At 69.6% G+C, this 18,334-nt stretch carries 20 protein-coding genes; 10 read left to right on the top strand and 10 right to left on the bottom strand.

Annotation, left to right across the window (positions count from 1 at the left end):
• The first annotated feature begins 162 nt into the window (after window positions 1–162).
• Window positions 163–1,440: a S66 peptidase family protein gene (locus tag JJ691_RS06900; protein WP_306291353.1), complete on the top strand. Its 1,278-nt coding sequence runs from the start codon at window positions 163–165 to the stop codon at window positions 1,438–1,440.
• A 4-nt stretch (window positions 1,441–1,444) separates the two neighbouring features.
• Here JJ691_RS06900 and JJ691_RS06895 read toward each other — a convergent pair whose 3' ends face one another.
• Window positions 1,445–2,818, bottom strand: a complete 1,374-nt coding sequence (locus JJ691_RS06895; protein WP_211767951.1) for a polysaccharide lyase 6 family protein — start codon at window positions 2,816–2,818, stop codon at window positions 1,445–1,447.
• A gap of 106 nt (window positions 2,819–2,924) precedes the next feature.
• Window positions 2,925–3,815 (bottom strand): response regulator transcription factor, encoded by an 891-nt coding sequence (locus JJ691_RS52100; protein ID WP_249227744.1) that lies wholly within the window; start codon window positions 3,813–3,815, stop codon window positions 2,925–2,927.
• A gap of 85 nt (window positions 3,816–3,900) precedes the next feature.
• Here JJ691_RS52100 and JJ691_RS06885 point away from each other — a divergent pair, with 85 nt between their 5' ends.
• The 7 genes from JJ691_RS06885 to JJ691_RS06855 are packed head-to-tail and all read left to right on the top strand — an operon-like array spanning window position 3,901 to window position 9,525.
• Entirely contained in the window at window positions 3,901–4,941 is a 1,041-nt protein-coding gene (locus JJ691_RS06885) for an Ldh family oxidoreductase (protein WP_211767950.1), read from the top strand.
• On the top strand, window positions 4,941–5,660 hold the full coding sequence (locus tag JJ691_RS06880) for an SDR family NAD(P)-dependent oxidoreductase (protein WP_211767949.1): 720 nt from the start codon (window positions 4,941–4,943) through the stop codon (window positions 5,658–5,660). Before JJ691_RS06885 ends, JJ691_RS06880 begins: the two co-directional genes overlap by 1 nt.
• Window positions 5,661–5,665: 5 nt before the next feature.
• Window positions 5,666–7,237: an FAD-dependent monooxygenase gene (locus tag JJ691_RS06875; protein ID WP_211767948.1), complete on the top strand. Its 1,572-nt coding sequence runs from the start codon at window positions 5,666–5,668 to the stop codon at window positions 7,235–7,237.
• Complete coding sequence (locus JJ691_RS06870) at window positions 7,234–7,773, top strand: hypothetical protein (protein ID WP_211767947.1); 540 nt, start codon at window positions 7,234–7,236, stop codon at window positions 7,771–7,773. The genes JJ691_RS06875 and JJ691_RS06870 overlap by 4 nt, the downstream gene beginning before the upstream one ends.
• Entirely contained in the window at window positions 7,770–8,243 is a 474-nt protein-coding gene (locus JJ691_RS06865; RefSeq protein ID WP_211767946.1) for a cupin domain-containing protein, read from the top strand. The genes JJ691_RS06870 and JJ691_RS06865 overlap by 4 nt, the downstream gene beginning before the upstream one ends.
• Window positions 8,244–8,254: 11 nt before the next feature.
• Window positions 8,255–8,647 carry a RidA family protein gene (locus JJ691_RS06860; protein WP_211767945.1) on the top strand — a complete coding sequence of 131 codons (393 nt, stop codon included), beginning with the start codon at window positions 8,255–8,257 and terminating at the stop codon, window positions 8,645–8,647.
• Window positions 8,644–9,525 carry a fumarylacetoacetate hydrolase family protein gene (locus JJ691_RS06855; protein WP_211767944.1) on the top strand — a complete coding sequence of 294 codons (882 nt, stop codon included), beginning with the start codon at window positions 8,644–8,646 and terminating at the stop codon, window positions 9,523–9,525. Before JJ691_RS06860 ends, JJ691_RS06855 begins: the two co-directional genes overlap by 4 nt.
• Here the strand turns inward: JJ691_RS06855 and JJ691_RS06850 are convergent.
• A complete protein-coding gene (locus JJ691_RS06850) occupies window positions 9,504–10,622 on the bottom strand; it encodes an aminotransferase (protein WP_211767943.1) in 1,119 nt (372 codons plus the stop codon). The genes JJ691_RS06855 and JJ691_RS06850 overlap by 22 nt on opposite strands.
• 63 nt (window positions 10,623–10,685) lie before the next feature.
• Here JJ691_RS06850 and JJ691_RS06845 point away from each other — a divergent pair, with 63 nt between their 5' ends.
• The gene (locus JJ691_RS06845; protein WP_211767942.1) at window positions 10,686–11,225 is read left to right on the top strand and encodes a helix-turn-helix domain-containing protein; all 540 of its coding nucleotides are present in this window, start codon (window positions 10,686–10,688) and stop codon (window positions 11,223–11,225) included.
• Here JJ691_RS06845 and JJ691_RS06840 read toward each other — a convergent pair.
• The 6 genes from JJ691_RS06840 to JJ691_RS06815 form a co-directional block, all read right to left on the bottom strand.
• On the bottom strand, window positions 11,212–12,366 hold the full coding sequence (locus JJ691_RS06840; protein WP_211767941.1) for a monodechloroaminopyrrolnitrin synthase PrnB family protein: 1,155 nt from the start codon (window positions 12,364–12,366) through the stop codon (window positions 11,212–11,214). The genes JJ691_RS06845 and JJ691_RS06840 overlap by 14 nt on opposite strands.
• Window positions 12,363–13,769 carry an amino acid permease gene (locus tag JJ691_RS06835; RefSeq protein ID WP_249227743.1) on the bottom strand — a complete coding sequence of 469 codons (1,407 nt, stop codon included), beginning with the start codon at window positions 13,767–13,769 and terminating at the stop codon, window positions 12,363–12,365. Before JJ691_RS06835 ends, JJ691_RS06840 begins: the two co-directional genes overlap by 4 nt.
• Before the next feature lie 5 nt (window positions 13,770–13,774).
• Window positions 13,775–14,914 carry an aminotransferase class V-fold PLP-dependent enzyme gene (locus JJ691_RS06830; protein ID WP_211767939.1) on the bottom strand — a complete coding sequence of 380 codons (1,140 nt, stop codon included), beginning with the start codon at window positions 14,912–14,914 and terminating at the stop codon, window positions 13,775–13,777.
• A 102-nt stretch (window positions 14,915–15,016) separates the two neighbouring features.
• On the bottom strand, window positions 15,017–15,967 hold the full coding sequence (locus JJ691_RS06825) for an AraC family transcriptional regulator (protein ID WP_211767938.1): 951 nt from the start codon (window positions 15,965–15,967) through the stop codon (window positions 15,017–15,019).
• A 9-nt stretch (window positions 15,968–15,976) separates the two neighbouring features.
• The gene (locus tag JJ691_RS06820) at window positions 15,977–16,720 is read right to left on the bottom strand and encodes a cupin domain-containing protein (RefSeq protein WP_211767937.1); all 744 of its coding nucleotides are present in this window, start codon (window positions 16,718–16,720) and stop codon (window positions 15,977–15,979) included.
• Window positions 16,720–17,166 (bottom strand): OsmC family peroxiredoxin, encoded by a 447-nt coding sequence (locus tag JJ691_RS06815; RefSeq protein ID WP_211767936.1) that lies wholly within the window; start codon window positions 17,164–17,166, stop codon window positions 16,720–16,722. Before JJ691_RS06815 ends, JJ691_RS06820 begins: the two co-directional genes overlap by 1 nt.
• Window positions 17,167–17,244: 78 nt before the next feature.
• On the opposite strand from JJ691_RS06815, the gene JJ691_RS06810 reads away from it, so the two are divergent.
• Window positions 17,245–17,949: an OsmC family peroxiredoxin gene (locus JJ691_RS06810; protein WP_211767935.1), complete on the top strand. Its 705-nt coding sequence runs from the start codon at window positions 17,245–17,247 to the stop codon at window positions 17,947–17,949.
• On the opposite strand, the gene JJ691_RS06805 is transcribed toward JJ691_RS06810, so the two are convergent.
• Window positions 17,936–18,322 (bottom strand): winged helix-turn-helix transcriptional regulator, encoded by a 387-nt coding sequence (locus JJ691_RS06805; protein WP_249227742.1) that lies wholly within the window; start codon window positions 18,320–18,322, stop codon window positions 17,936–17,938. The genes JJ691_RS06810 and JJ691_RS06805 overlap by 14 nt on opposite strands.
• Window positions 18,323–18,334: the final 12 nt, after the last annotated feature.

Below are 18,334 nucleotides of genomic sequence, written 5' to 3'. Positions count from 1 at the left end.
CTCCACAACCGCACCGCACCACCCGGCCGGATCAAGCGAAAAGCCCCGTTCTGGGGTTGTATCGACACCTCCTCGCCCAATGGCTCGCCGTCTCACAGACCCTCGTGCTGGTGATCCGCTGCCGCGGCCGCGACGGCCGAATCCTTCGCCAATGACTCCTGTGTGCCGTCGCGGCCTTGCCACCCGACACCGTGGTTGGGATCCGTAGGTGCGTGCGTCAGGTGGGGCGTTCGTTGGTCCGCCGCCGGTCAGTCCGTGGTCACGTTGGTGCGTAAGTCGCGGTGTCCTTTGTCCCTCGCCCCCTGTCCCTCGCCCCCTGCCCCGCGCTCCTCGCTCCTCGCCCCTCGTCCTTCGGCCGGTAAATGTGTGGCGTGGTGTAGAGGCGGTGGGGACACTGCGTCGGTGAATGGTGCTGCGCTGCCTCAACTGCTTCGGCCTCGGGCTCTGAGGCCTGGAGATCTGGTTGTCATCGCCTCGTTGTCGGGACCGCTCCACGTCAGGTACGAGCCGGATCTGGAGCTGGCGGTGGCGGAGCTTGAGGGGATGGGGTTCAGGGTGCGGCGGGCGCCGTTGCTGGAGGTGGGGCGTGGGCGGTGGTGGAGTGGGGCTACGCCGGGGGAGATCGCGGAGGAGCTGAATGGGCTGCTGCGCGATCCGGAGGTGCGAGCGATCATCGCGCACGATGGGGGCCAGACGGCGCTGGGGTATCTGGATCTGATTGACGTTGAGGCGATCAAGGCCGACCCGAAGCCGATACTGGGGTACAGCGACATCTCGTTGCTACATCTGGTGCTTTACGCGCGGACGGGACTGGTGGGGTTTCATGCCGACCTGGCCACGCCGGGGCTGGGCGGGTACTGGCAGAGGGTGTCGGAGGGGCATAGGGCGGAGTTGAGGGAGCTCTACAAGAAGGTGCTGAGCGGGACGGAAGCGATTGGTGAGCTACCCGCCAGTGGGGAATGGGAATGCTGGCGGGAGGGGCGGGCGGAAGGGCGGCTGATCGGTGGGGTGATCAATCGCATTGTGCTGGCGCAGGCGACGTCTTATGCGCTGCCGCGCGAATGGTTTGACGGGGCGGTGCTGTTCTGGGAAGAGATGGGCGGCCAGGCGGCGTATGTCTGGAGCTATCTACAGGTGATGCGGCACGCCGGGATCCTCGATCGGATCGCGGGCATGGTGGTGGGGGTGCCGCACGCGATCGAGGGACTCGAAACGCCGGACGCGTCGCCGACGCTCAAGGAGATCGTCCTGGACGTGCTCGGGGACCGCGATATCCCGGTGCTGGGGAACATTGAGATCGGACACGCAGGGCCGAACCTGCCCATGCCGGTGGGGATTCGCGTGGCTCTGGATGCGGAGCAGAGAACGTTGTCGTTGCTGGAGGCGGCGGTGGTGCCGGGCGGCGCACCGGGGAGCGGTGCGCCGCGTCCAGCACAGTGAGGCGTTAGGGGGCCTTGGGGCCGACTTCGGCGGGGGTGAGGGGGTGGGCGGGAGTGGCGGAGTTGAACTGGTCGGCGCCGACGTCCTTGGCGGAGGGGCGGGACTGCTGGTCGATGTCCAAGGTCACCTGCGGGAAAGAGCCGGTGGCGGCGCCGATGACGGGGCTACCGGCGGTGGGACGCAGGAGGTTGTGGGCGTCACGGGTGAGCTTGGGGTCGATGGTGCGGTAGGAACCGGCGGGGAGTGAGCCGGCGGAAGAGCCGGAAAGGATGTTGCCGGTGAAGTGCAGGGTGGTGCCGGTGCCCGTGCCGGCGGCGGTGCCATGGCCGAGCAGGACGTTGTCGGCGAGGGTGTCGTCGGACGGCGGGTACTTCTTGCTGCTCTCGTACCAGACGAGATTGTCGCTGCCGGACAAGGTGTTGAAGGCGACGATGCAGTGGTCGGACGCCTCATGGTCGGTGCCGCTGGTGGTGTCGTCGCGAACCTCGCCGCCGCCGAACTCCATGGCGGGGCCGGAAGTGTCCTCCACCAGGTTGTTGACGATGACATGGTTGTTGCCGAAGAAGCGAATGCCGGTGCTGCCGCCGATGAGGATGTTGCCCTCGACTCGGGTGTTCCAGCCATGGCGCAGCGAAAGCGTGCCGCGGCTGTTGATGATGGTGTTGTAGCGCACGACGTTGTTGCTGGACTTGATGGAAATGGCCTCGGAGTCGCCGTCGGCCTTGTCGAACAGGTTATTCTCGATCAAGCCGTCGGCCACGGCGTGCTGCCGGCCGGAGAGGCCGAAGCGGATGGACTCGCCGCCGTTGGCGCCCTTGTACTGGTGGTTGTAGAAGTAGTTCTGGTGTATGTGGACCCGCTTGGCCATGTCGCTCGCACCGGGACCGACGACCTGGATGTAGTTGCCCTGGGCGGTGCGGTTCTCGAACGTGTTGTGGTCGACCTCGGTGTCGTCGGCCTTCACGGTCAGATCAGCGCCGCCCGTGTTGCCCTGGAACGTGTTGCGGGTGACGCGGTTGGCCTTGGCGTCGCCGGGCACGGTCAAGCCGCCGCCGTCAGAGAAGGTGAAGCCCTGCACGACGACGTGCGAAGCGCCAGCAAGGTCGAGACCGCCGGCGCCGGTGAAAGTCACGGGACCGGAGGCGGAAATGGTGATGGGGGCGGCGGCGGTCCCGGAACGGCCGACGTGGATGAGCCCGGTGGTGTAGACGCCGGAAGTGACCTCGACGTGGTCGCCAGGGCGGGCCTGCGACAGGACGGCGGAAAGCTGGGATGGCGACGCCATGAATGTGCGGGGCGTCGCCGAGTCGGCGGGTACGCCGGGAAGGGCGAGCGCCCCGGTCAAGCCGGTGACGATCAGTGCGTGGGCAAGCCTCATATCCGCGCTCCTGGCTGGGGGGCAGGGGTCCCAACGCGGCGGTGGTGCCAGCGAACCACCAGAGATCGGATGAGTCAAGACGAAATCGACAGGATCGATCGAACGATCAGTCTCGCTGCTGTCGAGCCCAGTTCACGAGGGCAGCTCGGGAAGTGACGCCCAACCGCTTGTAGCCGTTGCGAAGGTGGGTCTCCACGGTGCGCTCGCTGAGGAACAGGCGGGCGGCGATGCCGGCGTTGGACAGGCCCTCCCCGACCAGCAGCACGATCTCGGCCTCACGGCCGTCATCGCGCTCGGCGTGCTCCAGACGTGCTTGCGCGGCAAGGAGAGGCGCGCCCATCGCGGCGAGCCGGTCAGCTGCGGTGTCAAGCCCGGCGACCCGGTCAGCACAGGCGTCGACGAGTTGGGCGGTCTGGCCACCGGCCCCTAGCAGCCAGATGATCTGGCCGGCCGTCTCGCCGTCGCCGGCGGCCACCGCGGCCAGGCCGGCGAACAGCACGCGGGCGCAGCCCAGCAGCGGATCCTCGAAAGCTCCGAGGTCTTCCAGCGGCGGGGCGTCCTGCGGCCGGCCGCGGTGCAGGGCGATGGCGGTCGCGGCGAGCCGGTGGCCGGCGGTGTCCCGCCCCAGGTAGTGCAGCAGCTCGATGGTGCCGCGATCGGCCCAGTGCAGGTCGTCGACGAACAGCAGCGTGGGAGCCAGCCGTTCCATCAACCGGTGCACCGACTCGAACATCCTGGTCCGGGCCAGCGCCGGGTCGACCGAGGGCGACGGCTCCGGCAGACCCGGATGCGGGACCAGCCGGCCGAGATCGGGCAGCCCGGCCAGTTCCGGCTCCGGCAAGGTGTCCAGATGCCGGCGCAGCGCGGAGACGATCGGCGCGGAGGCGAGTCCGGTGAGCAGCGGATCGGCCTGACCGGCCAGGACCGTGAACCCACGTGCCCGGGCCACCCCGACGGCGTGCTCCCCACGACCAGTCTGCCCGAACGGGGTCGGCACGCATTGATCACCGGACACGCTATCCGCACAGCCGCCGCGCTGACGGGATAGCCGGCGATTCCACGGCCGCTTAGCGTTTCCGGCCATGACCGATCCGACCGTGGTGACCGCGAGCTGGCTGACCGACACGGTCGAGCAGATTTTCGCCGGCCTCGGCTTCTCGACGGTGGCGGCCCGAACGGTCGCGGAGTCGCTGGTGGCGGCCGATCTGCGGGGTGTGCCGTCGCACGGCGTGCTGCTGGTGCCGATGTACGTGGAGCGAATCCGCCAGGGCTCGGTCAGCCTGGCCGAGGAAGCCAAGGTGCTGCACGAGTTCGGCGCTGTCGCGACGTTGGACGCGCAGCATGGGCTGGGCCAGCTCAGCGGTGATCAGGCCATGCGGACGGCCATCGCCAAGGCCCGCGTCCACGGCATCGGCGCGGTCGCCGTCCGGCACGCATTCCATTTCGGGGCCGCTTTCCGTTATGCCGCAACGGCCGCCGCCGAGGGCCTGATCGGCCTGGCGGCGGCGAACACCCGGCCGCTGATGCCGGCGCCCGGCGGCGCTCGGCCGGTGGTGGGCAACAATCCGCTGGCCATCGCGGTTCCACTGCCGGGGCGGCCGCCGATCGTGCTGGACATGGCCCTGTCCGAGGCTGCCCTGGGCAAGATTCGGCTGGCCGCGCAGGAAGGCCGTGATATTCCGGCCGCCTGGGCGACGGATGCCGCCGGCCAGCCGACCACCGATGCGACGCGGGCGCTGGCCGGCATGCTGCTGCCGACCAGCGGCCCCAAGGGCTACGGCCTCGCGCTGATAATCGACGTGCTCACGGGAGCATTGTCCGGCGGCGCGTTCGGATCCGGTGTGCGCGGCCTGTACGCGGACACCTCCGTGCCGAACGACTGCGCGCACTTCTTCCTGGCCGTCGAGCCGAACGCTTTCGCCCCCGGTTTCGCCGACCGCGCTCGGCGCCTGGCCGAGGAGATCGAGGCGTCCCCGACCAGGCCTGGTGTCGACCGGGTCTACCTGCCGGGACAGCTGGAACAGGAACGGGCGGAAAGCACTCTCCGGGACGGTGTCCGGCTGGACCGCACCGTCTTGACGGCCCTCCGCGCGCTTGTGGACGACAGACCAGGAGACCGGTGATGAAGAGCAGTTTCGATGCCACGGGCGAGGTGCTGGTGGTGACCGGCGGGGCCAACGGGATCGGCGCGGCCGTGGCGCGGGGCTTCGCCGAGGCCGGTGGGGCCAGCGAGGTTCTGGACGTGGCGCGCTCCCCTGTGTTCGACGGCGTGGCGCAGCACGAGGTGGACGTCTCCGACCGGGACGCGGTGTTCGCGGCGGTGGCGGAGGTCTTGGCCCGGCACGGCCGGATCGACGGGCTGGTGTGCGCGGCGGCGGTCCAGCCCCGCACCGACGTGGTCGACACGGATCCGGCCGAGTGGCGCCGGACCCTGGCGATCAACCTGGACGGCGTGGTCTGGGCCTGTCAGGCCGTGCTGCCGCACATGATCGAGCGGCGGCACGGCACCATCCTGGTGTTCGCCTCTGGCCTGGCCCACATGGGCCGGGCCCAGGCCGCCGCCTACGCGGCCAGCAAAGGCGCGCTGATCTCGTTCGCCAAGTCGCTGGCGGCCGAGGTCGCGCCGCACCGGATCCGGGTGAACACGGTGTTCCCGGGCGTGATCGACACCGCCCAGTTCCGCGCGGCCAACCCGGACGGGCCGGAACGCGCGCACTGGGCGGCCACCACCGGCATCGGCACCCCGGAGGACGTGGCCGGCCCGCTGCTGTTCCTGCTGTCCGACGCGGCCACGATGACCGGCTCCACCCTCACCCGCGACCGCGCCTTCGCCAAGGAGTGATCCGCATGCGCAACCTGCCGGTGATCGTCGCCGGTGGCGGCCCGGTCGGCCTGATCACCGCGCTCGGCCTGGTCCACCACGGCGTGGACGTGCTGGTGTTCGAGGAGGACGACCAGCTCTCGCTGGACACCAAGGCTGGCACGGTGCTCACCCGCACGATCGAGGTGCTGGACCGGTACGACGCCGCCGCGGACGTGCTCGCCGCGTCGCTGCGGATCGACGAGATCGGCGACATCGACCGGTCCACCGGCACCGCGCGGGCGAGTGTCCACACGGGTGCGTTGGGCAGCGACACCAAGTTCCCTTTTGTCATCAACATCCCCCAACACCATCTGGAGCCCGTGCTGCGGGACCGGCTGGAACGACTCGCTCCTGACACCGTCCGCATGGGACGCCGGGTCACTGGTTTCACACAGCACCAGGACTACGTGGATGTCCAGGTCGGTGACGAGACCGTGCGCGGCAGTTATCTGCTGGCCTGTGACGGCGGCCGGTCCCAACTGCGGGAAGCGCTCGGCAGCACGGTCGAGGGACACACCCTGGCGCAGCGTTACATGCTGGTGGACCTCGAAGTCGACCTGGACGAGGCCAACCCGCGCGACTATCCCTATCTGGCCTACTTCGGTGATCCCGAGGAGTGGATGGTCCTGGTCCGCCAGCCGCACTGCTGGCGGTTCCTCTATCCGCTGGAGCCGGGCCGGCCCGAGCCCAACCGGGCCGAGCTGGCAGCCAAGGCCCGCCGGTTCATCGGCGAGGTCGACGGGCTGCGAGTGTTGGGCACCAACGTGTATCCGGTGCACCACCGGGTCGCCGACCGGTGGCGGGAGGGCCGGGTCTTCCTGATGGGCGACGCCGCTCATCTGATCACGCCGATGTGGGCGCTCGGCCTGAACACCGGCGTGTTGGACGCCTCGAACCTGCCGTGGCGGCTGGCCTGGGTGCTGCGGGGCTGGGCTGACGAGAGCCTGCTCGACGGCTACGAGCGCGAGCAGGCGCCGGTGGCTATCCGCGGTTCCGGCGAGATGGCTGAGGCCGCCCGCGCCTACATGGACCGGCGTGCCGCCGATGTGTCCGCAATGGACGGTGGACGCTGGGGTGTCGCCGTGACCCGGTCGCTGCTCGGGGTGCGCCTGGACGTAGACGGCAGCGGCGACTGGTCGATGATCGCCACCGGCGACACGCCCGCGCCGGTGCGCACCGGCGACCGGCTGCCCGATCTCCCCGTTTTCGGGCCGCAAAGCCGGATCCGGCTGCACGACCTGACCCGCGACGCCTTCGCCGCCCTCTACTTCACCGATGTACGCCGGCGGCCGCGCATCCCCGACACCGAGACTCCCGGGCTGAGCCGGCATCTGGTCAGCCGATGGGACGCGCCGCTGGACTCCGGCCTGCGCGACCAGGCCCTGTTCGACCCGGACGAGCACGCCACCAAGCGGATCGGGGTGCTGCCCGACACCGCTGTCCTCGTCCGGCCGGACGGCCATGTGGCGGCGATCCTGCCCTTCGACCCGGCGGACCCGGCCAAGGACCCGGTCCGCGACGCCTACGTCCAGATCACGCGAGGAGGCAGCCGATGACCGCGGGACAGATCGTGCACTCGCCGAGCGGTGAACGGATCGTGCTCGGGGAGATCGGGCAGACCGTGCTGCTGGACAACCCTCGGGTCCGGGTGTGGGAGGTGGCGCTGGCGCCGGGCGAGACCCAGCCATGGCACCTGCACCACAACCCCTATCTGGTGCTGAACCTGGAATCCTCGCCGTGCCACATGGACTGGCTCAATGGCGATCCGCCCCGGTTCCTGGAGGAGAAGCCGGGCGGCGTCGTGTTCCGGCCGCCGTCGCCCGTGCACATGCTGACCAACGACGGCGATCGTCTGTACCGCAACCGACTCGTCGAACTCAAGGACCTCGGCGAGGAGGCGAGCAAGGACGTGAGGCCCGGTTCGCCGGCCGCGCCGCTGCCGGGGCTGCCGCTCGTGTTCGACAGCGACGAGGTCCGGGTCTACGCCGTCGATCCGACGCCCGGCGAGCCGCTGGCCCTGTCCGGCCGGCACTTCGTGCTCATCGCACCGGATCGACTGATCGAGCTGACCTATCTCGGGGAGCGCCGATGAACATCAATCTGTCCGAGCCGGCGGCCTATTCCGGCGAGGCGCCGGACCAGGCCCGCGAGCACACCGAGACCGGGCCGGGCGGCGAGGTGCTGGGCCGGTTCCGGGAGATCCTGTTGCAGACCAAGGACCTCGGCTGGGTGGACAAGACCCTGGCCGGGTTGTCGCACAAGATGCTGTGGCGGGACGACGTCACCGGCGCCTCGATCGCGCTGGTGCGATTCCGGCCGGGGTCGGGAATTCCGTCCCGGCACGCGCACGCGTCCAACCAGTTCATGTTCTGCCTTCGGGGCCGCTACACCTACGTGCCGACCGGGCTGACGCTGACCGAGGGCTCGTTCTACTGGAATCCCAAGGGCAGCATGCACGGCCCGACCCGGGCCGAGGAGGAGACCGTGCTGCTGGAGATCTACGACGGCCCGCACTACCCGACCCAGCCCGACTGGTACACCAGCCCCGACGACGCTCGCTGACGAGGAAGCCCATGCCCAAGAACGAGATCGTGTCCCCGGCGCTGGCCGTCCCCAACGGGCACTTCGCCCAGGCAACGGTCGCCGAGCCCGGGCGGCTGGTGTTCATCTCCGGCATGACCGCGCGCAATGCCGAGGGTGGCGTCACCGGCGTCGGGGACATCACGGCCCAGACCCATCAGGTGTGCCAGAACCTCAAGGCGGCCATCGAGGCCGCCGGCGGCACGCTCGACGACCTCGCCCGGGTCGACGTGTACGTCCGGGACATCAACGACTTCGAGGCCATTCACGCTGTGCGGCGGCAGTACTTCACGGGCAGCGCCCCAGCCTCCACCATGGTCGAGGTCTCCGGCTTCGTCAACAAGGAATACCTCATCGAGATCAACGCGATCGGGGTGCTGTCATGAGACTGGCGTCGGTGTGGTTCGACGGCGGCTGGCAGCTGGGCTCGGTCGACATGGACCAGGCGGAAATCGCGCTGCTGCCCGGCAGCCTCGATGACGTGGTCCGCGGCGTCACACCGCTGGCGGCCGTCCGCGCGGCCGCCGCCAGCGCACCGAAGATGCCGTTGGCCGACGTTCGGCTCGGGCCGCCGCTGCGGCGGTTCAACCGGGACATCCTGTGCACCGGCTGGAACTACTGGGACCACTTCGAGGAATCCAAGGGCAAGCGCGAGGGCCAGGACCCGGCGGAGATCCCCAGGCATCCGACCTTCTTCACCAAGGGCCCGGACACCGTGATCGGCCCGTTCGACGACATCGCCTACGACCCTGAGCTCTCGAAGAAGTGGGACTACGAGGCCGAAGTCGCGCTGGTGATCGGCCGTGATGGTCGTGACATCCCGGAAGGCCAGGCGTGGCAACACGTTTTCGGCTTCTGTGTGGCCAACGACGTCTCGCAGCGGGACTTGCAACGAGCCCACGGCGGCCAGTGGCTCAAAGGCAAGAGCATCGACGCCACCATGCCGCTCGGCCCGTGGATCACCACCGTGGACGAGGTCACCGACCCGAATGGCCTGCGAATCCTGTGCGAAGTCAACGGGGAGCGGCGGCAGAACGCGTCGACCGGGCAGATGGCGTTCCGGTTCGAGCGGCTGATCGCCGAGCTCAGCCGGGGCATGACACTGCGGGCCGGCGACGTGCTGCTCACCGGAACTCCCAGCGGCATCGGCAATGCCCGGGAACCGCAGGTGTTCCTCGGTGAGGGCGACGTCGTTGTCACCCACGTGTCCGAGCTGGGCACGCTGCGGAACCGGGTCACCGCTCAGAGCTCGTCGAGGAACTGACCGATCAGCTTCAGGCCGGTGCGCAGTGTGTCGGTGTCGTCGGCGTAGCCGATGCGGATGGTGTGCTCGATGTCGAAGGCGGCGCCGGGAGTGACCATGACACCGGTCCGCTCCAGCAGGCGCGTGCAGAACTCGTACGAACCGATCGGCGCGTGGTAGCGCACCAACGCGGTCGTGCCCGATGTCGGCTTCACGTAGTCGACATCGGCGCGGCCGCGTACCCATTCGTCCAGAATGGACAGATTGGTGCGGGTGATGCGGCGCGCCCGTCCGAGGATGGCGTCCTTCTGCTCCAACGCGACGCAGGCCAACAGGTCGTCGACCCGGCCGACGCTGATCGTGTTGTAGTCGCGGTGGGTAGCGACGGCCCGCAGCAGGTCGGCCGGGGCGACGATCCAGCCCAGGCGCAATCCGGCCAGGGAGAACGGTTTCGACATGCTGCCGGTGGAGATGCCGCGCTCGTACAGGTCGGCGATCGAGGCCGTGAAGCCGTCCCCGCCCTGGTCGACGCCGCGGTAGACCTCGTCGCACAGCACCCAGGCCCCGACCCGGTCGGCGATCGCCACGATGCGGGCCAGGCCGGCCTCGTCGATGAGCGCGCCGGTGGGATTGTTGGGGTTGTTGACGGCGATCAGCTTGGTGTCCGGCGTGACCAGGCGGTCGAGTTCGTCCAGGTCGGGCAGCCAGCCGTGCTCCGCGCGCAGCCTCAGCAGAGAGACCCGGGCGCCGTAGCTGTCGGGGATGGAGTAGTGCTGCTGGTAGGTGGGGACCACCGCGACGACGTGATCACCCGGGTCGACCAGGGTCGTGTGCACGAGTGCGTTCGCGCCGATCGCCCCGTGGGTGATCAAGACGTTGTCCGCTCCCTGGTTCGCGTACAGACCGGCGACCAGTTCCCTTAGCCGTGGGCTGCCCGGGATCGGGCCGTACGTCAGCTGGGTGGCCGCCAGTTCGGCCAGCACGTCCTCGCGCCGCCCCGACATCTCCAGCAGCTCGCCCGCGGTGAGCGAGCGCACGCACGTCTCGGCCAGGTTGTGTCGGCAGGTCTCCTCGTACTCGTTCATCCACTGCTCGACCGCGAACTCACGAATCCTCACGAGTGAGCAATATATTTCCCATCCAGTCCGCTGGCAACCCTCGTGAGCACTATGCTGCTCACCATGGGGAGCACCGCGGAGTTCGTCACCCGCGTCGGCGGCCGCATCCGGGCCCGGCGCAAGGAGCGCGGCTGGAGCGTTCAGCAACTGGCCGACGCCAGCTCGGTCAGCCGGCGCATGCTCACCGACATCGAGCTGGGCCAGGCCAACCCCAGCCTCACCACCGTGGACCGGATCGCCCACGCTCTCGACGCGGACTTCGCCGCCCTGGCGCTGCCGGACGAGCCGGCGGTTGAGGGGACACTGGTGTGGCAGGATCCCGACGGCAGTCGGGCGGTGCTGCTTGGGGCGACAACAGAGCAGCGGGCCGAGCTGTGGCGGTGGGTCCTGGCTCCCGGCGGACGGTACGACGCGGAGCCCGACCGGGCCGGGGCACAGGAGATCCACCACGTGATTTCGGGACGGCTGACCCTGGAATTGGCGGCGGGTCGGCAGGTGTTGGCGGCCGGGCAGAGCGCGGTGATCGCCAGCGACCAGGAATACGCCTATGTCAACGAGACGGCGGAGTCGGTGGCGTTCATGCGGGTGGTCACCGGGGCTTGAGGAGTTGCTGGACGCGGTCGAGGTAAGGACGGGCGGTGGCGAGGCCGGGGCGTTCGCGGGCGGCGCGTAAGTCCCGCAGCCGGGCCAAGGTCTCGATGACCACCGCCAGCGGCGGACCGCTGGCGGTGAGGTCGGGGCGGCTGGGCGTGTTGGCAGCGGGTTCTTCCAGGTAGGGCACGACCAGACGATGGTGGTGGAAGACGGTGGCTGCGCCGTGTTGCTTGCACGCGGCCAGGAAGAGCTCGGCGTTCTCCCGTAGGGACAACGACACCGGGCCGGCCTCCAGTTCGCGGAGGAAGGCGGCCAGCAGGGATTCCGTGGTGGCGAGGGCGCGGAGGACGGGCTGGTCCTCGGGGGCGACGTAGGGGTACTTGTCGGCGGCGACCCACTGGTAGAAGGGATCGTGCGGGGAGCACAGGCCCAGCAGCACGTCGATGGTGTTGATGGCGGCGAAGTCGCCGGCGTTGGCGCCGCGGTACTCGGACCGGCCGACCCGGTAGCTCTTGAAGTACGGGCGGATGTTGTAGAAGAAGCGGTCACGGTCGAGCTCGTCGGCCAGGGTGCGGCTGTAGGCCATGACGTTGCCCAGGGCGGCCAGGGCGTCGGAGAAGTGATAGGTGGCCAAGGGGTTGGAGACGCCCAGGGGCGGGATGCCGAGCAGGGCGTGGGCGGCGCGGCGATAGGCCATCACGGCCAAGCCGTTGTAGGTCAGGAAGATCCGTTCGCTGTCCAGGGCGGTGAAGGTGTGGAAAGCGCCGCCCACGGCCCGGTTGTGGAGATGCTGGTGGGCCGAGGAGAACCGGGGCGCGACGCCCAGCGAGGTCGACAGGGCCAGGGCCAGCGGAGCGATTCGGGACTGGTCGGGCTCCACCTCGTGCCGGCGACAGGCGCCGAGGTAGAACCCGACCAGGCCAAGCAGTTCATAACGGGAGTCCTGGTCGGCCGGCAGCTCCTGGCGCTCAGCGACCCGGGCGATCAGGGATTCGCCTTCACGGACAAGGGTGTCCACCAGGGAGTCCACATCGGACCGGCCCGCCAGGATGATCGCCTTCTCAGTGAAGTAGAGCTCTTCCAGCTCGGTGTTGAGCTCGGTGAACTCGCCACGGATCCAGCGCTCCAGGTCGGCGACCGGTTGGCTCACGCTGTTTCCCTCGCCGTCACGGCGCTGGTGGCCTCATGGTGCCCGGGCCGCAGCCGCAGCGCGCCGTAGACCAGCAGCAGGAGGACGAAGAACGGGATGCCGAACTGCCAGGCGGGGCCGAGTCCGGGCACGAAGAACGTGGACACCAGCACGGCGAGCAGGAACACGGTGGTGACGCCGGAGGTGACCGGTGCGCCCAGCAGCCGGACCGGTGACGGCGGCAGGCCGGCCCGACGTCGGCGGATCCGGAAGGCGAAGTGGGACAACATGATCAGGATCCACACCACGATGGCGGCGAAGATCGAGACGCCGAAGATCACCAGGTACGCCTGCGAGTTGGACTGGGCCGACAGCACGGCGGCGATGGCCATGCCCACGGCCGACAGCGCCAGGGCGTTGCGCGGGACGCCGCTGCTGGTCAGCCGGCCGGCCCAGGCCGGCGCGAGCCGGTGCAGGGCCAGCGAATGGGCCATCCGGGTGGTCACGTAGAGATTGGTGTTGGCGCTGGACAGGGCGGCGGTGATGACGACGAAGTTCATGACGCCGGCGGCGGCCGGGATGTTGGCCGCGGCGAACACCTTCACGAACGGGCTCGCGTCCAGGGTGCCGCCCTGGGCGGCGACCGTCCACGGCACGATGGAGACGATCACGATGATGGCCAGCACGTAGAAGAAACCCACCCGAAGCACCATCTTCCGGGCCGCCCGCGGGATGTCCCGGGCCGGGTCCTTGGACTCGGCGGCGGTCACCGACACGACCTCGGTGCCGATGTAGCTGAACAGCGAGAAGATCATGGCCAGCCCGAGGCCGCCGATGCCGTTGGGGAGAAAACCGCCGTGCGAGGTGAGATTGCCGAAACCGGTAGCCGGTTGACCGGGCAACCCGAAGAAGATCAGCACGAAGCCCAGCACCACAAAAACGGCGATGGCGGTGACCTTCACCATGGAGAACCAGTATTCGAGCGAGCCGAAGAAGCTCACCGTGACGGCGTTGACCACCAGGATCACCGCCGACAGCAGCACGACCGGGATCCACAGCGGCAGCTGCGGCCACCAGTACTGCAGGTAGATGCCAGCGGCGATCACCTCACCGCCGACGGCGATGACCTGGCCGGCCCAGTAGGTCCAGCGCACGACGAAGCCGGCCCAGCCGCCGAGATAGCGGTGCGCGATGGCGCCGAAAGCGCCAGCCTCCGGATGCACGACCACCATCTCGGCCAGCGCCCAGGCGATCACCATCGCGACCAGTCCACAGAGGATGTACGCGACGATGGTGGCCGGGCCGGCGTTGCTGATGGCGAGCGTCGAGCCGAGGAACAAGCCGGTTCCGATGGCCCCGCCGATACCGATCATGGCTAACTGGCGGGACTTCAGCCTTCTGGACAGTTCGGGCGGTCCGTCCATGGTGGTCATCCTCCGATGCGGCGGTAGTCGCGGATGGCGGCGACGACAGTGTCGACGTCGTCCACTGTGGAGTAGTAGTGCAGGGAGAGACGCAGCAGCTCGCCGCGCGGGCTGGTGATGATGTTCCGGTCGGCGAGGTAGCCGGCCAGGTGATTGGGGTCGGCGGTGAGCACCGCGACCTGCGGGCCGCGCAGGGTCGGATCGGCCGGCGACCACAGGCGTTCCCCAGCGGCGACAAGGGATTCGTGCGCGTATTGGCCGAGCTCGGCGATGTGCTGCTGGACGGTCTTGGGGTCCAGACTGCTCAGCACACGGAGGCCGGCCACCGCGCCGTAGGCGGCGGGGATCGCCGGTGTGCCGCCCTCGAAGCGACGTGCTTCGACGGGATAGTCGATGTGGCGCGGGTCGAAGGCGAACGGGTCGCGGCGGCCGAACCAGCCGGTCGCCTGCGGGTCACGGGAGTCGCCGACGCCACCACGCACGTACAGGAAGGCGATGCCGGGAATGCCCAGCAGGTACTTGAGCGCCCCGGCGGCGAGGAAGTCGCAGCCGAGCTCCCGAACGTCGACGGGCTCGACGCCGGCACCCTGATAAGCGTCCACGAAGGTCAGCGCACCGGCCGACTGAGCGCTGGCCAGCACGTCCCGCACCGGCAGCCGAACCCCGTTGCGGTAGGAGATCAGCGGCACTGACACCAGGCCACAGGTCTCGTCGATCGCGGCGTGGTAGTCCTCGGCCGCCACGACGCCGGCCCGATCCTCGACATAGCGAACGGTTGCGCCGTTTCCCTGCTGGGCCAACCAGACGTGGGCGACCGACGGGAACTCCATGTCGGTGCTGACGATCGTCGGCCGCGACCTCCAGTCCCTTGTGGACGCCACCTGGTAGGCGGCGGTGGACACCGACGGCAGCACGGCGATCTCGTCCACGTCGGCGTTGATCAGGTCGGCGAACAGGCCGCGAGCGCGGTCCACTTCGGCCATCCAGATCGACCACGGGGCGCCGTGCCGCAACATCGTGTGCTGGAACTCCAGCAGCGCGGCGGCCAGCGTGTCCGACAACGCGCCCTGGCTGCACGACGCCAGGTAGGTCATCTCGGACAGTGCCGGGAACCGCAGCCGGAACTCTTCGGAGGAGGTCAACATCCGTTGTTTCCCTCTCGCTCAGGGCGAATTAGCCAGGAACCTTAAAGTGGCGACGCCAGCCGGGCTATCCGACCGGCGAGCCGGTTGTCCGAACCGCGCAGGCTAGCGCTGGAGCGTGGCCGACGGCTTCTCGCCGAAGCGCTCGCGGTAGAGCACCGAGAACCGACCGGCGTGCAGGAATCCCCAGCGCGTGGCCACCTCGGTGACGGTCACGCGACCGGGCTCGGCCGCCAGCAGTTCCGCGTGCACCCGGCGCAGGCGGACGTCACGCAGGTGGCACATCGGCGTGGTGTCGGCGAAGCGACGGAATCCCTCTTGCAGGGACCGAACCCCGACGCCGACCGCCTCGGCGATGTCCTCGACGGTCAGCGGCTCGGCCGCGTGGTTCTCGATCAGCGCCATCGCCTTGCGGATGGCCCGCGGCGCGACCGGCCGGTCCTCACGCAGGGCAGCGCTGTAGGTGTTCTCCTGGGCCAGCAGGAAACGCTGCAACACCAGAGCCTCCAGCTGTTGCGGCGCAACGGGATCCCCGGCCGAGACCTCGTCGATCAGCAGGGCCATGACGTTGAGCCAGGCCCGAGCGGCCGCGGTGGTCAGATCAAGGCCGAGCGCGAAGCGCAGCGGCCGGTCCAGGCTCCGCCCCAGGGTGCGGCACAGATGTCGTTCCAGGCGCTCGCGGTCGATGCCGACGATGAGCTGCGGCGTCCCCCGGGACCAGGTCATGTCCAGGTGTTCGGCCGGATCGACGACGACCGCGGTCGACGGGTCCGAGGTCACCGCGTCCCGACCGCAGGTGATCGCCGCCCGCCCGGTCAGCGGGATGTGCACCAGGTATCCGGTGCTGGGCGCGGCGGTGACGATCCGCACGCCGGCCCGATAGTCCACATGGGACACGGTGACGCCACCGACCACGGTGGACCGGAGCACGGCCCGGAAGTCGCCGCTGCCCGGCAACAGCTGGTGCGCGCGGAAGATCCGGCTGCCGACCAGGCGGGCCTCGTCGACGTCGGTGGTGTCGACGACCTCGTGACCGGCCAGCGTCGGCATGTCCATGGCCCGCTCCTATCGAATTCCGCCCTGGGGGTCGTCCGGCTCGGTGGGGTAAGCGCTGGTGCCGTCGGGCAGGTAGGCGGCCGCCGGCGAGCCGGCCGGCACGAACACCGCGACCTCGCGGATCGGCACGTCGCCGGTGTTCTCCACCTGGTGCAGGGTGCGGGCCGGCAGGTGGATGCAGGCGCCCGGGTAGAGCGGGTTGCGCTCGCCGTCGATGTGCAGGATCCCGTTGCCCTGCAAGACGTAGATGACCTCGTTGTAGCGGTGGTAGTGCAATGGCGCGGGCTCGCCGGTCGGCACGTCGCCGACGAAGTGCGTGCCGGAGCGGAAGCCGGTCGACGGGTCGGCCAGGATCCGGTACTCGCGGCCGGCCGTGGCCTGGCCGATCTGCTGCTCCTCCAACGCCGACACCGTGCGGCGCTCGCCGACCTCGACCGTCAGATCCGGACTGGTTATCCGGACGCTCACGATCTCCGTGGGTTCGGCGGCCTCCAGCCGGTAGGTCTCCCCTGGTCCGATGTAGATGCCGCTCTCCGGCCCGAACTCCTCGGCCGTGCCGTTGACCAGCAGCCGCCCACGGCCGTGCAGCACGAACAACAGCTCCTCGTGCTCGCCGGACTCAAACGTGGCGTCAGTGGTGATCGTGTGCACGGACTCAGTCAGGTAGTGGCAGCCGAAGGCCTCGGTCAGCACCGGCCGGCTCGACCCCGCCGGCTCGACGTCATCGCGGTACACGACGTAACGAGAGCCCATCAGCTCACCACCTTGGTCTGCGCCAGGGTGATTGTCGTCCCGGCCAGCGCCAGTGACACCGGGCAGGTGCGTTTCGCCTGGTCGGTGAGGCGGGCGAAGTCGTCGTCGGCGAGCCCGTCGGCCCGCCCGGTCACCGACAGGCCGATCTCGGTGATCCGGTAGCCCGCGCCGGTCTCCTCCAGCCGCACCACGGCGTTGGCCGTCACCTCGACGCCGTCGTAGCCCTCCTGCTCCAGCAGGTTGGCCACCGACATGGCGAAGCAGCCGGCCAGCCCGGCCCCGATCAGCTCCTCGGGGTTGGTGTTGAGCGGGGCGTCGTCGGTCTCGCGGGAGCGCAGCGAGTAGTCGCTGTCCAGCGCCTTGCTGGCCGTCCTGATGTGGCCGACACCGGTCGGAACGGTGCCGGCCCAGCGGGCCTCGGCCCGTCGGCGTACCTGAATTCCCATGACCAGCATGCTTGCCTGTTGCTTGCCACACAGTCAAGCACTTGCCTACCACTTGCCTGTCGCGCAAACTTGGCGGTTGTGACGCTCGACGAGACCCAGATCGACGCCCAGTTGCAGGTGATGGCCGAACGGCTGCGGGCCGCCCGGTTCGCGCGGGGGCTGCGGCTCATCGACGTCGCCGGCCTGACCGGGCTGTCCGAGGTGCACCTCTACCGGCTGGAGCAGGGCGAGCGTGCACCGTCGCTGCGGGCCCTGCTGGTGCTCGCCGCCGCCCTGGGCCTGTCCCCCGCCGACCTGCTCGACGGCGAGGAATCCCCGGCCGAGCGCAGCGCCCCGCACACCGGTCGGGCCGTGTGGACCGGCACCGAGAAGGCCGGCTCCGGCGAGATGATCAAGGGCGCGGTCCGGGTCCGCTACGACCTCGCGCGCCGGGTCAACCCCGAGCTCATCGAAGACACCGACGGCACCGTCGGCAGCCCCGAGTCCCTGCTGGGCATGGCTTTCGCCGGCTGCTTCTCGATGGCCCTGGCCGCCGACCTCGACGACGCCGGCTACCCGCCGCTGCGCATCGAGACGTTCGCCGAGGTGCAGACCGAGTCCGGCGCCGGCGGCATCGCCCTGTCCGACATCGAGCTGCGCTGCGAGGCCGCGGTGTCCGGCATCGCCGACGCCCAGTTCCAGGCCATGGCCGAGGCCACCAAGCGCAACTGCCTGGTGGCACGGGCACTGGTCGCGGTGCCGGCGCGCCTGGACGCCCGGCTGGTGGCGATCAGCGGGGATTGACCGCGAGCAACGCCTCGCCCGTCCGGTACAGCTCGACCAGCAGCGGCCGCAGCAGCTGGCCGGCCTCCGTGAGCCGGTATTCCGTGCGCGCTGGGAATCCGCCGAGCCGCCGCCGCGCCACGAGCCCCTGCTGTTCGAGGCCGGCCAGCCGCTCGGTCAACACCTTGGCGCTGAGGGTCGGCAGCCCGTCGGCCAGCTCCGTGAACGACCGCGGCCCAGACATCAGATCCCGCAGGACCAGCGTCGTCCAGCGGCCGCCGATGGCGGCCAGGGCGACTTCCACCGGGCAGGTGGCCTCGGGTCGTCGGGTCCGGCCGAGGTCGGAGGGCACGAGTTCGGCATCCCAGGCGTGACTCACCGTTTGGTGAGCCACGAAGGGCTCGGC

The sequence above is a fragment of the Kutzneria sp. CA-103260 genome (assembly GCF_018263855.1).
Lineage (GTDB): Bacteria > Actinomycetota > Actinomycetes > Mycobacteriales > Pseudonocardiaceae > Kutzneria.
The sequence above is the reverse complement of the archived record's forward strand: the minus strand, read 5'-3'. Positions and strand labels throughout refer to the sequence as shown.